Here is a 12,873-nt window from a genome sequence, read left to right as displayed (position 1 = left end):
TGCGCCGCATCGTTGTCGGGAGAAGCGTTTTTGCGTTTTCGGGATCGATTCTTTGGTGCCTGATCTGCCTTCACTCGCCTGCCAACCGTCTGGCTGCCTGCAGTTCCTCACGCAACCTGAGGATCCGCTCGAGGTTCTCCTCGCTCGGATCCTTGCCGAAGGCCTGTTCCGCCGCCTGCAGTTCACGTTCCAAAACGGCCGTTCTGCGCAGCTGACGGGCATGTTCGCGAAAACTGGCGAGCGCCCGCCGCAAGTCCAGATCCGGCTTGTCCTCTTGGCGGTCCGGGCTGATGGCCCTGCCGGCCAGACGCACAACATCGGCGCCTGCGCCTTCATCTTGCAGATGGGCGAGCAGACGCGCGCTGTCAAGGCCCGCATGGCCGGCAGCGATATCTAGGATCTTGCCCCTTAAGGAGTCAAGAGCCGGAGAGGAAAAGGGAAGTTCGGCCAGCTCCTCGAACACCTCATCGAGGATTTCCGGCTGCCTGAGCACGATCCTGAGAATTTCCCGCTCGCGAAAGGCCTCATCCCGCTCCCGCGCCTTGGAAATCAGTCCGGGCGATGGCGCCTCCCGCCCGCCTGCATGCAGCATCCGGGCCTGCATCGCTCCTGCCCGGGGCTTGCCCCCCGTGTGCACTGCCATGCCAGCGCGCCGGCGCACGCCCCCGCCGCCGAATGCCGAACGGCCCGCAGCGCCCGCGCCACCTGTGCCGCGCCAGAAATCACGCAGGCGGCTGCGCACCTCGCGCAAATAATGCGCCCGCACCTTGGCATCGCCGATGCGCATCACCAGCGCCTCAAGATCGGCCTCCAGCCGCGCCCGCTCTTCCGGCGTGGAGAAGGTGCGGTTATCCACCAGGCCATGCCAGAGCATGTCGATCAGCGGCCGCGCCGCTTCCAGCACGGCGGCAAAGGCCTCCGCCCCCTGTTCACGCACGAGATCATCGGGGTCCATCCCTTCCGGCAGCAGGGCAAAGCGCAGCGAATGCCCCGGCGCCAGATGCGGAAGCGCCAGCTCCAGCGCCCGCCAGGCCGCCTTCATGCCCGCGGCATCCCCGTCAAAGCACAGAACCGGCTCCGCCGCCATGCGCCACAGAAGGGCAAGATGCCCCTCCGTCAGCGCCGTGCCCAAGGGGGCCACCACATGGGGAAAACCGGCCTGATCAAGGGCGATGACGTCCATATAGCCTTCCACCGCGATGACCGCACCGCGCTCGAAGGCCACCGGCCGCGCCAAGTCCAGGTTGTAGAGAACGCGGGATTTGTCGAACAGGGGCGTTTCCGGCGAGTTGAGGTATTTCGCCCGGGCCTCGCCCAGGGCCCGGCCTCCGAAGGCGATGACGCGTCCCCGCCCGTCGCGGATGGGAAACATCAGCCGGTTGCGGAAGCGATCGTAGGGCCTGCCGCCATCCTCCGGCACGGCGATCAGCCCCGCCTCCGCCATCAGCGCCTCCTCCACGCCGGCCTTGCGCAAATGCTGCAGGAGCGCATCACGCGCATCGGGCGCAAAACCCAGCCGGAACCGCCGGATCGTCTCCTCGGAAAGCCCCCGCCCCTGCACGTAAACGCGCGCCGCCTCGCCTTCGGGCAGGGCAAGCTGCATTTCATAGAAACGCGCCGCCAGCTCCAGCACGTCATGCAGGCTCGCCCGTTCCTCCTCGCGACGCTCGGCGTGCGGATCAGGCTGCGGCAGCTCAAGCCCTGCCTCCTGCGCCAGCTGCGCCACCGCTTCGGCAAAATCGAGCCCTTCTTTCTCCACCAGGAAGGTGATCACATCGCCCTTGGCATGACAACCGAAGCAGTAATAGAAGCCCTTGCGGTCATCGGCATGAAAGGAAGGGGTCTTTTCATGATGGAACGGACAGCAGGCCCACCAGTCGCCCCGGGCCGGATTGGAGCGGCGCCTGTCCCATTGCACATGCCGCCCCACCACCTGTGACAGCGGCACCCGCAGACGGATCTCATCCAGAAATCGTGCCGGAAACCGCATGCTCCGCCCCGGGCTGGTTTGCGCCCCGCCCGCTTCGGGCAGGACGTCATGGAACAAGACCGAAAAGGACGGGGCGGCGTTCACGCCCCCGCCCGTTGACTATCTGAAAGGCTCCTTGCCGCGGCTTTATGCCTTCGCCCTCCTGAGGCCTTAAGCCCCTCGCTCCTTCAAGGTCCTTTCCGCTTAAGGCCCTTTGCGCCCCTAGCCGTTCAGCCGCTCCTTCACCAGACGGGAAGCCTGCGCCATGTCCATCTGCCCGGCATAACGGCTCTTCAGCGCGCCCATGACCCGCCCCATGTCCTTCAGGCTCTGCGCGCCTGTCTCCGCGATCACCTCATCCACCGCCTGCGCCATTTCCTCCGGCGTCAGCTGCCGGGGCAGGAATTCCTCGATGATGGCGATCTCCTCCCGCTCCTGGGCGGCAAGCTCCGGGCGCCCGCCGGCATCATAGGCCTCAGCCGATTCTTTTCGCTGCTTGATCATCTTGGCCAGCAGCGCCTGCAGGTCGGCTTCCGTCAGCTCCTTGCCGTCCCCGCGGGCCTGGATCTCGCGATCACGGAACGCCGCCGTGATCAGCCGCAGGGTGGCCACGCGGCGCTTGTCCTGCGACTTCATCGCCGCCTTGAGTTCTTCGTTGACCCGATCGCGCAGGCTCTCGCCCATGGCCGCACTCTCCCCTCTTGCCATCCTTGCCGGCATTTGCTCTCGCTCATGCCGGTTTCAAGAGATACGCCACCACACGGGCCCTTTCAAGCAGGCAGGGTTGCCCCCGCCGCATCGCCACACTGATTGCCATGCAAGCAAAAGCGCCCCCAGGCCTCTTGACAGGGTCCGGGCCGCCGCCATAACTGCCAGAAACCTGCACGGGTCAAGGAGGTCTCTTCTGCCATGACGGACGCCAAGCCCCCCGCCTGGACGCCGCCGCGCCATACAGCCGTTCTCGTGCTTGCCGACGGCACGGTGATTGAGGGATTCGGCCTTGGCGCCACGGGCGAGGCCACCGGCGAGGTCTGTTTCAACACGGCCATGACCGGTTATCAGGAGATCCTCACCGACCCGTCCTATGCCGATCAGATCGTCACCTTCACCTTCCCGCACATCGGCAACGTCGGTGTCAATCCCGAGGATGAGGAAACCACCAACCTCAAGGCCGAGGCCCGCGTGCGCGGCTGTGTGGTGCATGCGCCCGTGACGGCACCATCCAACTGGCGCGCCACCGGCCATTTCTCGGACTGGTTGAAGGAACGCGGCATCATCGGCATCTGCGGCGTCGATACCCGGGCGCTCACCGCCTACATCCGCGAAAACAGCATGCCCAACGCCGTCATCGCCCATGATCCCGAAGGCCGTTTCGACATCGAGGCCTTGAAGAAGAAGGCCGCGGAATGGCCCGGCATCGTCGGCGCCGATCTCGCCGCCCGCGTCACGGTCAAGGAGCCGATCACCTGGCGGCAGACCACCTGGACCTGGCCGAAGGGCTATGGCGAGCTCTCCGAGCGCGACGAGCGCTATCACGTCGTTGCCATCGACTATGGCATCAAGCGCAACATCCTGCGCTGCCTGGCCGATGTCGGCTGCAAGGTGACGGTGGTGCCTGCCGACACTCCGGCAGAAGACATTCTCGCCCTCAATCCGGATGGCATCTTCCTTTCCAATGGCCCCGGCGATCCCGCCGCCACCGGTGCATATGCCGGCCCGATCATCAAGAAACTCGTGGAAAGCGGCAAGCCGGTTTTCGGCATCTGCCTCGGTCATCAGATGCTGGCCATCTCCTTGGGCGCCCGCACCCGCAAGATGAAACAGGGGCACCACGGCGCCAATCATCCGGTAAAGGACTTCACCACCGCCAAGGTGGAGATTACCTCCATGAACCACGGCTTCACCGTGGATTCGGAAAGCCTGCCCGAGGGGGTTGTGGAAACCCACATCTCCCTTTTTGACGGCACCAACTGCGGCATCGCCCTGAAGGAGAAGCCTGTCTTCTCCGTGCAGCATCATCCGGAAGCCTCGCCGGGGCCGCAGGATTCGCACTATCTCTTCCGCCGCTTCGCCCAGGCCATGCAACGCGCCACCAACCGCTGACAGCTCAGAATCCCAAAAACGGCAAGCGGTCAGACCGACTTTCCCTCAGGCGTGTCCAAGAAAATTCAGGAAGCGTGCGGTTGCCATCAAATCGACCAGGGAAAAAAGACTTTCCACATATTGGGCAATAGTTGCTTAACTCATTGATAAACAAGAATAAACGTCATTGCCAAGCCCCGTCCCGGCAATCCAGGGCCACGGACGATGTGGTCTTGGTGGGCCATAGCGTTCACCAGCAGGCTTGATTTGTGTCGTATGCTTTTTAATGGGAGGTTCCTCTTGAAGGGCAGAGTCCTGAAGAACCAGTCTTGACCGCCATCACCGCATGCGTAAACCGCCCCTGGAAGCCCGGGACACGCCCGGGCATGACGCAAGTAGTTGATACTCAATACAAAAATAACAACCTCCCAAGTTTGGGCAAGGGAAAAGAATGCCTTGGTAAAGGCATCTGCATAGCATGTGATTAATCACGCTCTTCGTAGCGAAAATCGTTTGCAACACACAAAGCAATTTAATTGGACAACAATGGGCCTTCCCTTAAGCGGTTCTCTCATACGTCTTGAATATGCCTCGCTCGTTGCGGGATGCCCTGAATGTCTGCACGCGCCGTCCGCAAAAACCTGAATGACCGATGAATGCGGCATTCAGGCTCCGTTGCTCGCGCCTGTGCCATAGTCCCTCCCGACGATGAGGGTGGCGCCGGAAACGAACAGGCCGCCCCCTTAAAAGGGAGGATGAAACGATGCTGCGCAAGATCCTCACAATTGCTTCCTTCGCCGCAGCCGGCGCGGTCATCGCCGCCGCTGTTGCCCACGGCATCACGGATTATCTCGCCAGTCCCGCCCTCGCCGATGCCGAAAGGAACATGACCGTCATCCACAAGACCTCAACCGCTCCCTGGCCGACAGCGCCGACCCGCGCCGATCTGGAGGAGGCCTGCATCATCGGCCTCTGTCAGGACATCTGAAATGCCCTTTGCCGGGGGCGACGACCCGGAAAGGCAACCGTCCGCCCCCTCTCGCCCTGAAAGGGTTGCGCCCCCGGCACCCCCGCTTCCCCTCTCCCCTCCCCTCTCTGCTGCGAATAAGGGCCGCTCCGGCAAGCCGGAACGGCCCTTTCTCATTCTGCGCCATAAGGCCCTGCGGACCGGCTCTTGGCCTCAGTACTTCAAACAAGCAAGCGGCACCGGATCATTTCACGATCACTTTCGTGCCCACGCGCACCTTGTTGTAAAGGTCGATCACATCCTCGTTGCGCATGCGAATGCACCCGGAAGAGACCGCGCGCCCGATCGTCCAGGGCTGATTGGTGCCATGGATGCGATAGAGGGTATCCCGCCCGTCCTTGTAGAGATAGAGCGCGCGCGCGCCCAGCGGATTGTTGGGCCCGCCCGGCATGCGCTCCGGCAGCGTGCGGCCGTACTGCTTCTTCTCACGCTCGATCATCTCCTTGGGCGGGATCCAGTCCGGCCATTCCGCCTTGCGTCCCACCCTGGCCACGCCGGACCACTGAAACCCCTGCCGCCCGACGCCGATGCCATAGCGCTTGGCCTTGTCATTGCCGAGAACGTAATAGAGGTAGCGGCGGCGGGTGTTGATGATGATCGTGCCGGGCTTTTCATCCGTCACATACCGCACGATCTTGGGCAGATAGCGCGGATTCAGCTCCCACTTGCGCGCACTGAAGTTCTGAATCTTGCGCCGCGCCAGTCTTTTTGCCTTCGGCTTGTAGCTGGAAAAGTTCTGAACCTTCTTCGCCGTCTGCTTCGCATCCTGGGGTTTGGCATGGGCGACATCAGCCCCCATCCCCCCGAAACACACTGCAAGCACGAACGCCACAAGCGGCAACGGGATCGACAGCCCCCGCATGGAACACCTCCCGAAATTTGCGCTCAAATCTGCCGAATCGCCCCTCTCGCCCGCCTGCGGCAGAGTTGGGCAACTAAGTCCTGAAGTCAAGCGTCAGATCGCCTTTCTGGGGCCCGTTCACGTGGCGAAACGGAAATGCATCACATCCCCGTCCTGAACCACGTAGTCCTTGCCCTCAAGACGCATCTTGCCGGCCTCGCGCGCACCGGCCTCGCCGCCGTGCGCCACGTAGTCCTCATACGAGATCACTTCGGCGCGGATGAAACCCTTCTCAAAGTCGGAATGAATGACGCCCGCCGCCTGCGGCGCCCGCGCCCCGCGCTTCACTGTCCAGGCATGGGCCTCCTTCGGCCCGGCGGTGAAGAAGGTAATGAGATCTAAAAGGCGGTAGCCCGCGCGGATCAGGCGCTCAAGGCCCGCCTCTTCAAGCCCCATGCTCTCCAGATATTCCGCCCGTTCCGCATCCTCAAGCTGCGCCAGCTCCTCCTCGATGGCGGCGGAGATGATCACCGTCTCCGCCCCCTGTGCCACGGCCATGGCCTGAACCTTTTCGGAGAAGGCATTGCCCGTGGCCGCGGAATCCTCATCGACGTTGCAGACATAGAGAACCGGCTTGGCCGTAAGCAGCTGCAGTCCCTTCCAAGCCTTTTCCTCCTCCGGCGCGATCTCGGCAAGCCGCGCCGGCTTGCCTGCCTCGAGCAGATCGGTGGCCTTGCGCATGAGCGCCACCAGCGCCTTCGCCTCCTTGTCCCCGGTCGCCGCCTTCTTCTCCAGTTTGACCAGGCGCTTCTCGAGGCTTTCCAGATCGGCGAGCATCAGTTCCGTCTCGATGATCTCGGCATCGCGCAAAGGGTCGACACCGCCCTCCACATGCGTGATGTCCGCATCCTCGAAACAGCGCAGGACATGAACGATCGCATCCACCTCGCGGATGTTGGCGAGAAACTGATTGCCCAGCCCTTCCCCCCTGGAGGCGCCGCGCACCAGCCCGGCGATATCCACAAAGCTAATGCGGGTGGGCACGACGTTTTTCGATTCGGCAATCCGCGCCAGGGTCTCAAGCCGCTCATCCGGCACGGCCACCTCGCCCACGTTCGGCTCGATGGTGCAGAATGGATAGTTGGCCGCCTGGGCCGCCGCCGTACGCGTCAATGCATTGAAAAGCGTGGATTTTCCCACGTTGGGCAGCCCCACGATGCCACACTTGAATCCCATGGTTGTATCCCTTGTGCTTGCGGCGCCTGTCGTGCCGTAAACCCTGCGGCAGGCTCAGTCTTTCGCGTCATCACGGCCTGCCGGCGGCGGCGCGTCCCTGTGCACACGATTGGCGAAGGTGGCGAAATCTCCCCGCGCCAGCAAGGGCGCATGCTCGGCCACGGCTTCGATGAGCGGTTCAAGCCAGGCTTTCTCCGCCTTGGCGAAATCGTGCAGGACATAGGCGCTCACCTGCGCCTTGTCGCCGGGATGGCCGATGCCCATTCGCACCCGGTGAAAGTCCTTGCCGATGTGGGCGATGATGGAGCGCAGCCCGTTGTGCCCCGCATGCCCGCCGCCGCTTTTCACCCGCATCTTCCCGGGCGGCAGGTCCAGCTCGTCATGAATGACGATCACATCCTGCGGTGCAATCTTGTAGAAGCGCACAGCCTCGCCCACGGCCCGTCCGGATTCGTTCATGTAGGTGAGCGGCTTGAGCAGGATGACCTTCTCGCCATCGAGAATGCCTTCCGCCACCTCTCCGGAGAAGCGCCGCCGCCACGGGGAAAATCCGTGACGGCGGGCGATTTCGTCCAGCACCATGAAGCCGACGTTGTGTCGGTGATGTCTGTATTTTTCTCCGGGATTGCCCAGCCCGACGATCAGCTTCATGGCTCAGCTCTCCGCCCCTGGCCGGGGGCTTGCGCCGGCAGGCGCAAGGATCACTCGCCCTCAGCACCCTCTTCGCCTTCCTCGCCTTCGGCGCCTTCCTCGCCCTCTTCGGCGATGGTGCCGGCGATGGTGGCCAGGGTGAAGTCACGGTCGGTGATGTAGGGCGTCACCCCCTCGGGCAGCTGCACCTGCGAGATGTGCAGGGAATCGCCAATATCCAGGTCGGAGATGTCGGCGACGATCTTCTCCGGAATGTTCTGCGCGTCGCACCAGACCTCCACCTCGTGGCGCACGACGTTGAGCACACCACCGCGCCGGATGCCGGGCGAATTCTCTTCGCCCACGTATTCCACAGGCACTTCCACGGTAATGCGCGCGCCCTTGCCCAGCCGCAGGAAGTCCACGTGAATGGGCAGGTCCTTCACCGGATCCAGTTGCACATCACGCGGCAGTGTGAGGATCTTCTCGCCCTCCACGTCCAGCTCCACCAGCGTGGACTCAAAGCGGCCCGTCAGCGCATGCTTGTAAAGCTCGGGAAAATCCACGGAAATGAGAATAGGCTCCTTGCGGTCGCCGTAAACGACGCCCGGAACCCGCCCGGCCTTCCGCTCGCGACGCGCGGCCCCCTTGCCGCTCTTTTCGCGACGATAGGCCTTCATCTGAATGGTCTCGGCCATGTCGGAAACTCCTTGCGTTTCTGTATGATATGAACAAACGACAACACCGCGCCCGCGGTTCTCTACGCCGGCGCGGCCCGTCGCCTCGCCCCGGCCTTCATAGGCGGGCCTTCCTCCAGGGGTGAACGCCTCCCGCCAGCCGGGTGCGCGCCCATATAGACCGAAAACACCGCCGCAGACAAGCGCCACCAGGCCGGTTTCCGACACAGGCCCTCCTTGAGAAGCCGCAACAAGTCCGCCTTTCCCCCCTCACGAGCCTTGGCGATTGCCGACCGGACTCGCTACTGTGCTTCTATGCTGAAAGTCGATTCGCTCACCCGCCCGCCTTTGGGCCCCGTTTCCTTCAAGCTGCCCGCCGGCGCCATCGGCATCGTTACCGGGCCGTCCGGCTCCGGCAAATCCCTGCTGGCGCGGGCCATCGTCGATCTCGATCCCAATACGGGCGAGGTCTCTTGGCGCGGCCGCGCCCGCTTAAAAACACCGGCCCCGCAATGGCGGCGCTGGATTGCCTATGTGCCGGCCGAAACCGGCTGGTGGGCCGATCGCATTGCCGATCATTTCCCGCCGGACATCGATGCCGCACGCCTGAACGAATTACTGCACGCAGTAAATCTGCCCAGGGATGCCCTTTCCTGGCCGGTTTCGCGCGCCTCCACCGGAGAGCGTCAGCGCCTGGCCTTCCTGCGCGCCCTCATCCGTGATCCGGAAATGATGATCCTCGATGAGCCCACCTCCGCCCTGGACGCCGAGACGAGAAAACGCGTGGAAGACGTCATCCTCGCCGAACGCCGCGCCGGGCGCACCTTCCTCATCATCACCCACGATCCCGCTCAGGCCGCCCGCCTGGGCGACATCTTCTGGCGCATGGAGAATGGCCGCCTCTCTCCGGCGCCGGACGCCTCAAGCCTCGTTGAGATCCCCCGGGAGGGTGCGTGATGAAGGCACAGGCCAGCTATATCGCCCTCAGCTACTGGGATGTTGCCGCCTCCGCCCTCTTTCTGGCCCTGGCTGCCGTGCTCACGCTGGTGCTGCGCCTGGGGCTGTTTCGCTCCCTGCTGCTGGTTGCCCTGCGCATGGTGGCGCAGCTTCTCGCCATCGGCTTTGTCCTGAAGATGATCTTTCAGGCCTCTTCCGGGCTGGTAACACTTGCGGCCGCGCTCGTCATGTCCGGCTTTGCCGCGCGCGAGGTCATCAACCGCCAGCAGCGCACGCTCGCCGGCCTCTGGCGCTATGGCGTGGGTCCGCTGGCCATGCTGTTCACCGGAGCCATTGCGCTCGTATACGCCATGACCTTGCTGCTTCAGCCCGAACCCTGGTATGCCCCGCGCTACGCCCTGCCGCTTTTCGGCATGATCCTGGGCAATTCCATGAACGGCGTGTCCTTGGGGCTCAACGCCATCACGCGCACCATCGTGCGCGACCGATTGGCCATCGAGGCGCGGCTGCTTTTGGGCATGACCCGTTGGCGCGCCTTTCGCCCCTTCGCCGCCGATGCCCTGCGCACCGGCATGACGCCGATCATGAACGCCATGGCCGCTTCCGGCGTCATCTCCCTTCCGGGCATGATGACCGGCCAGATTCTCGCCGGCGTCCCGCCGGTGGAGGCGGTGAAGTATCAGCTGCTCATCATGTTTCTCATCGCCGGTGTTGTCGGGCTGGGCACCATGGTTGCGGTTTTTGCCACCATCGCCCGTCTCACCGATCACCGCCACCGCCTGCGCCCGGACCGCCTCCGGGAGCCGGATTAGACCTTCGCACTTTCAGACGCCCGAAAAAAGAAAGGGCGGCAATGCGATGCCGCCCCTGCCGTTATGCTGATCTTTTACATTCCCGATCTGGGAATGGCGTTTCATTCGCGCGGCTTTTTATGGACGCACCGTCTTGTCATAGGCCTCCATGAGCGCGCGCGTGATCTCGCCAACGGTGAAGCGATAGGGCCCGATCTCGGAAACCGGTGTGACTTCCGCCGCCGTGCCCGTGAGGAAGCACTGTTCGAAATCGGCCATCTCCGCCGGCTTGATCGCCCGCTCGATCACGGGGATGCCCTGTTCCCTGGCCAGATCGATGACCGTGCGCCGGGTGATGCCATCAAGGAAACAGTCGGGATAAGGCGTATGGATCTCGCCCTCCTTCGTCACGAAAAAGATGTTGGCGCCCGTGGCTTCCGCCACCTGCCCGCGCCAGTCCAGCATAAGGGCGTCTTCATAGCCCTTTGATTCCGCCGCGTGCTTGGCAAGCGTGCAGATCATGTAAAGCCCTGCCGCCTTCGCCCGGCTCGGCGCCGTACGCGGATCGGGCCGGCGCCACTGCGCAATGTCGAGGCGGATGCCTTTCATGCGTTTTTCCGGGTCAAAATAGGAGGGCCACTGCCATACGGCGATGGCCACGTGAATCGTGTTGTTCTGGGCGGAAACCCCCATCATCTCCGAGCCGCGCCAGGCCACCGGCCGCACATAGGCATCTTCCAGCCCGTTGCGCTTCAGCGCCTCCTTGCAGGCCTCGTTGATATCCTGCGCCGTGAAGGGAATCTCCATGTCGAGGATGCGGCCGGATTCGAACAGCCGGTCGGTATGCTCCTCCAGCTTGAAGATGCGCCCGCCATAGGCCCGCTCGCCCTCGAACACGCAGGAGGCATAGTGCAGCCCGTGGCTGAGCACATGCAATTGCGCATCCTTCCAGGGCACGAATTCGCCATCGTACCAGATCTCGCCGTTGAGCTGGTCATAGGGAAGGTGCGCCATGATCGCCTCCTGACGGAACGTGCTGAATAACTGATGAAAAGGCGTGGCCCGACTGCCGCCACAATCCTCGCGCCCATGGGGAAAACGCGCGATGGCAGATTACAACGCCCGCAAAATATGTCAATATGGTTGACGTATTTCGGCAATCACCTCGGAGGACCCCATGGCCGAAACATCCAGCCAGGCGCCTTCGGCACGGCAAAAGGCAGACGCAAATCTCCCGTCTGCTTCCGTGAGCGTTGCTTCCGTGAGCAATGATGAGGACATCGTGCGGCTCATGGAGCTGCTCTTCTTCGCCTATCGGGATTTCGTCTCCGATCCGGACACCATCCTCGCCGAGCTCGGTTTTGGCCGCGCCCATCACCGCGTGCTGCATTTCGTCGGCCGGCATCCGGGCCTGCGCGTATCAGAACTTCTGGACATCCTGCGCATCACCAAGCAGAGCCTGGGCCGGGTTCTGCGCGAGCTGATCGAGCGCGGCTATGTCTATCAGCGTGAAGGCGAAACCGACCGCCGCCAGCGCCTGCTCTATCTCACCGACAGGGGCCGCGCCCTGCACGCCCGCCTCGCCGCGCCGCAGATTGCCCGCATCCGCTCGGCCATGGACCAGGCAGCACAGGACATCTGCAAGGAGGAAACAGAAGCAGAAGGGCGCGCAACCGCCCCGCATGCGGACAGCGGGAAAGCAGCGCGGGCTTTCGCCCGCATTCTTCTCTCCATTGTTGATGACAAGGACCGCGCGAAAGTGCAGAAATGGATCGAGACCGGTCGCTGGGACACCCCCGGCGCCAATGCCATTGATGCGAGCGCTGACCGCCATGGAGGAGACCGCCCACATTCTCGTCGTTGATGACGACACCCGCATCCGCCAGCTGCTGAGCGGCTATCTGCGCCGCAAGGGCTTTCTCGTCTCGGATGCCGCCGATGCCGCCGAGGCCCGCCAGCGCCTGAAACGCCTCGCCTTCGATGTCATCGTGCTCGACATCATGATGCCGGGCGAAAACGGCCTCGATCTCCTGCGAAACTTGCGCAGCAACGGCCTGACCACGCCCGTGCTTCTGCTCTCCGCGCTCGATCAGCCGAAAGAGCGGCTGGAAGGCCTGCGTGCCGGTGGTGATGATTACATGGTCAAGCCCTTCGAACCGGAGGAACTGCTCATCCGTCTGCGCAGTCTCCTCTCCCGCCAGGGGCGGGAAACGCCGCGAAGCGCCCGCTCCCGCCGCATGGCCTTCGGGGCCTGCATCTTCGATCCCGACAGCGGCGAATTGCGTAAGGAAGGCATGCTCGTGCATCTGACCAGCCGCGAGCGTGAAATCCTGCGAAAACTGGCGGAAAACGCCGGTCGCCCCGTGCCGCGCGAGGATCTGCTCCCACCGGGCAGCACGGACAATCCCCGCACCATCGACGTGCAGATCACGCGCCTGCGCCGCAAGGTGGAGCTGGATCCCGCAAATCCCGAGCATTTGCGCACGATTCGCGGTGAGGGCTATGTCCTTCTCGCCACGCCTCTGGAAGCGGAGGACGAGGAGCCATGAACGCGCCTTCGGTTCAGGAGAGGCAAAAAGAGCACACCACTCAAGCCACCCCGGCTGGGGCCCAAAATTCTGGCGGCCGTCGCCCTCCGTCACGCCCCACTCTCTGGTGGCGTT

General features: G+C 63.5%; 13 protein-coding genes. 6 read left to right on the top strand and 7 right to left on the bottom strand.

The window, feature by feature from the left end; all coding sequences use genetic code 11:
* Positions 1-70 precede the first annotated feature (70 nt).
* Together dnaG and EK16_RS01730 are read right to left on the bottom strand one after the other, a co-directional pair.
* Positions 71-1,990, bottom strand: coding sequence for a DNA primase (gene dnaG / locus EK16_RS01735; protein ID WP_038034256.1), 1,920 nt, complete (start codon positions 1,988-1,990; stop codon positions 71-73).
* Between the two features lie 201 nt (positions 1,991-2,191).
* Entirely contained in the window at positions 2,192-2,653 is a 462-nt protein-coding gene (locus EK16_RS01730; RefSeq protein ID WP_038033973.1) for a GatB/YqeY domain-containing protein, read from the bottom strand.
* 225 nt (positions 2,654-2,878) lie between these two features.
* Between EK16_RS01730 and carA the strand changes: the two genes are divergently transcribed.
* Complete coding sequence (gene carA / locus EK16_RS01725) at positions 2,879-4,072, top strand: glutamine-hydrolyzing carbamoyl-phosphate synthase small subunit (protein ID WP_038033970.1); 1,194 nt, start codon at positions 2,879-2,881, stop codon at positions 4,070-4,072.
* A gap of 742 nt (positions 4,073-4,814) precedes the next feature.
* Positions 4,815-5,039, top strand: coding sequence for a hypothetical protein (locus tag EK16_RS01720; RefSeq protein ID WP_038033967.1), 225 nt, complete (start codon positions 4,815-4,817; stop codon positions 5,037-5,039).
* A 223-nt stretch (positions 5,040-5,262) separates the two neighbouring features.
* On the opposite strand, the gene EK16_RS01715 is transcribed toward EK16_RS01720, so the two are convergent.
* The 4 genes from EK16_RS01715 to EK16_RS01700 all read right to left on the bottom strand — a co-directional run bounded on the left by EK16_RS01715 (position 5,263) and on the right by EK16_RS01700 (position 8,483).
* On the bottom strand, positions 5,263-5,940 hold the full coding sequence (locus EK16_RS01715; protein ID WP_081910144.1) for a L,D-transpeptidase: 678 nt from the start codon (positions 5,938-5,940) through the stop codon (positions 5,263-5,265).
* Positions 5,941-6,057: 117 nt separating this feature from the next.
* Positions 6,058-7,155 (bottom strand): redox-regulated ATPase YchF, encoded by a 1,098-nt coding sequence (ychF, locus tag EK16_RS01710; protein WP_038033965.1) that lies wholly within the window; start codon positions 7,153-7,155, stop codon positions 6,058-6,060.
* A 54-nt stretch (positions 7,156-7,209) separates the two neighbouring features.
* Positions 7,210-7,806 (bottom strand): aminoacyl-tRNA hydrolase, encoded by a 597-nt coding sequence (gene pth, locus EK16_RS01705; RefSeq protein ID WP_038033963.1) that lies wholly within the window; start codon positions 7,804-7,806, stop codon positions 7,210-7,212.
* Positions 7,807-7,856: 50 nt separating this feature from the next.
* Positions 7,857-8,483, bottom strand: coding sequence for a 50S ribosomal protein L25/general stress protein Ctc (locus EK16_RS01700; RefSeq protein ID WP_038033961.1), 627 nt, complete (start codon positions 8,481-8,483; stop codon positions 7,857-7,859).
* 294 nt (positions 8,484-8,777) lie between these two features.
* On the opposite strand from EK16_RS01700, the gene EK16_RS01695 reads away from it, so the two are divergent.
* Entirely contained in the window at positions 8,778-9,419 is a 642-nt protein-coding gene (locus tag EK16_RS01695; protein ID WP_038033957.1) for an ABC transporter ATP-binding protein, read from the top strand.
* On the top strand, positions 9,419-10,231 hold the full coding sequence (gene fetB, locus EK16_RS01690) for an ABC transporter permease (RefSeq protein WP_038033954.1): 813 nt from the start codon (positions 9,419-9,421) through the stop codon (positions 10,229-10,231). The genes EK16_RS01695 and fetB overlap by 1 nt, the downstream gene beginning before the upstream one ends.
* Before the next feature lie 117 nt (positions 10,232-10,348).
* Here fetB and EK16_RS01685 read toward each other — a convergent pair whose 3' ends face one another.
* Entirely contained in the window at positions 10,349-11,224 is an 876-nt protein-coding gene (locus EK16_RS01685) for a branched-chain amino acid aminotransferase (protein ID WP_038033952.1), read from the bottom strand.
* A 163-nt stretch (positions 11,225-11,387) separates the two neighbouring features.
* Between EK16_RS01685 and EK16_RS01680 the strand changes: the two genes are divergently transcribed.
* Positions 11,388-12,074, top strand: a complete 687-nt coding sequence (locus EK16_RS01680; RefSeq protein ID WP_156098422.1) for a MarR family winged helix-turn-helix transcriptional regulator — start codon at positions 11,388-11,390, stop codon at positions 12,072-12,074.
* The gene (locus tag EK16_RS01675; protein ID WP_081910142.1) at positions 12,025-12,759 is read left to right on the top strand and encodes a response regulator transcription factor; all 735 of its coding nucleotides are present in this window, start codon (positions 12,025-12,027) and stop codon (positions 12,757-12,759) included. Before EK16_RS01680 ends, EK16_RS01675 begins: the two co-directional genes overlap by 50 nt.
* Positions 12,760-12,873 lie beyond the last annotated feature (114 nt).

It is taken from the genome of Thermopetrobacter sp. TC1, assembly GCF_000746275.1.
In the GTDB taxonomy this organism is placed as follows: Bacteria; Pseudomonadota; Alphaproteobacteria; order Rhizobiales; family Aestuariivirgaceae; genus Thermopetrobacter.
The sequence above is the reverse complement of the archived record's forward strand: the minus strand, read 5'-3'. Positions and strand labels throughout refer to the sequence as shown.

Bases quoted from the DNA above. Each gene is read 5' to 3' on its own strand.
- dnaG (WP_038034256.1), bottom strand. From the start codon at position 1,990: ATGCGGTTTCCGGCACGATTTCTGGATGAGATCCGTCTGCGGGTGCCG.
- EK16_RS01730 (WP_038033973.1), bottom strand. From the start codon at position 2,653: ATGGGCGAGAGCCTGCGCGATCGGGTCAACGAAGAACTCAAGGCGGCG.
- carA (WP_038033970.1), top strand. From the start codon at position 2,879: ATGACGGACGCCAAGCCCCCCGCCTGGACGCCGCCGCGCCATACAGCC.
- EK16_RS01720 (WP_038033967.1), top strand. From the start codon at position 4,815: ATGCTGCGCAAGATCCTCACAATTGCTTCCTTCGCCGCAGCCGGCGCG.
- EK16_RS01715 (WP_081910144.1), bottom strand. From the start codon at position 5,940: ATGCGGGGGCTGTCGATCCCGTTGCCGCTTGTGGCGTTCGTGCTTGCA.
- ychF (WP_038033965.1), bottom strand. From the start codon at position 7,155: ATGGGATTCAAGTGTGGCATCGTGGGGCTGCCCAACGTGGGAAAATCC.
- pth (WP_038033963.1), bottom strand. From the start codon at position 7,806: ATGAAGCTGATCGTCGGGCTGGGCAATCCCGGAGAAAAATACAGACAT.
- EK16_RS01700 (WP_038033961.1), bottom strand. From the start codon at position 8,483: ATGGCCGAGACCATTCAGATGAAGGCCTATCGTCGCGAAAAGAGCGGC.
- EK16_RS01695 (WP_038033957.1), top strand. From the start codon at position 8,778: ATGCTGAAAGTCGATTCGCTCACCCGCCCGCCTTTGGGCCCCGTTTCC.
- fetB (WP_038033954.1), top strand. From the start codon at position 9,419: ATGAAGGCACAGGCCAGCTATATCGCCCTCAGCTACTGGGATGTTGCC.
- EK16_RS01685 (WP_038033952.1), bottom strand. From the start codon at position 11,224: ATGGCGCACCTTCCCTATGACCAGCTCAACGGCGAGATCTGGTACGAT.
- EK16_RS01680 (WP_156098422.1), top strand. From the start codon at position 11,388: ATGGCCGAAACATCCAGCCAGGCGCCTTCGGCACGGCAAAAGGCAGAC.
- EK16_RS01675 (WP_081910142.1), top strand. From the start codon at position 12,025: ATGCGAGCGCTGACCGCCATGGAGGAGACCGCCCACATTCTCGTCGTT.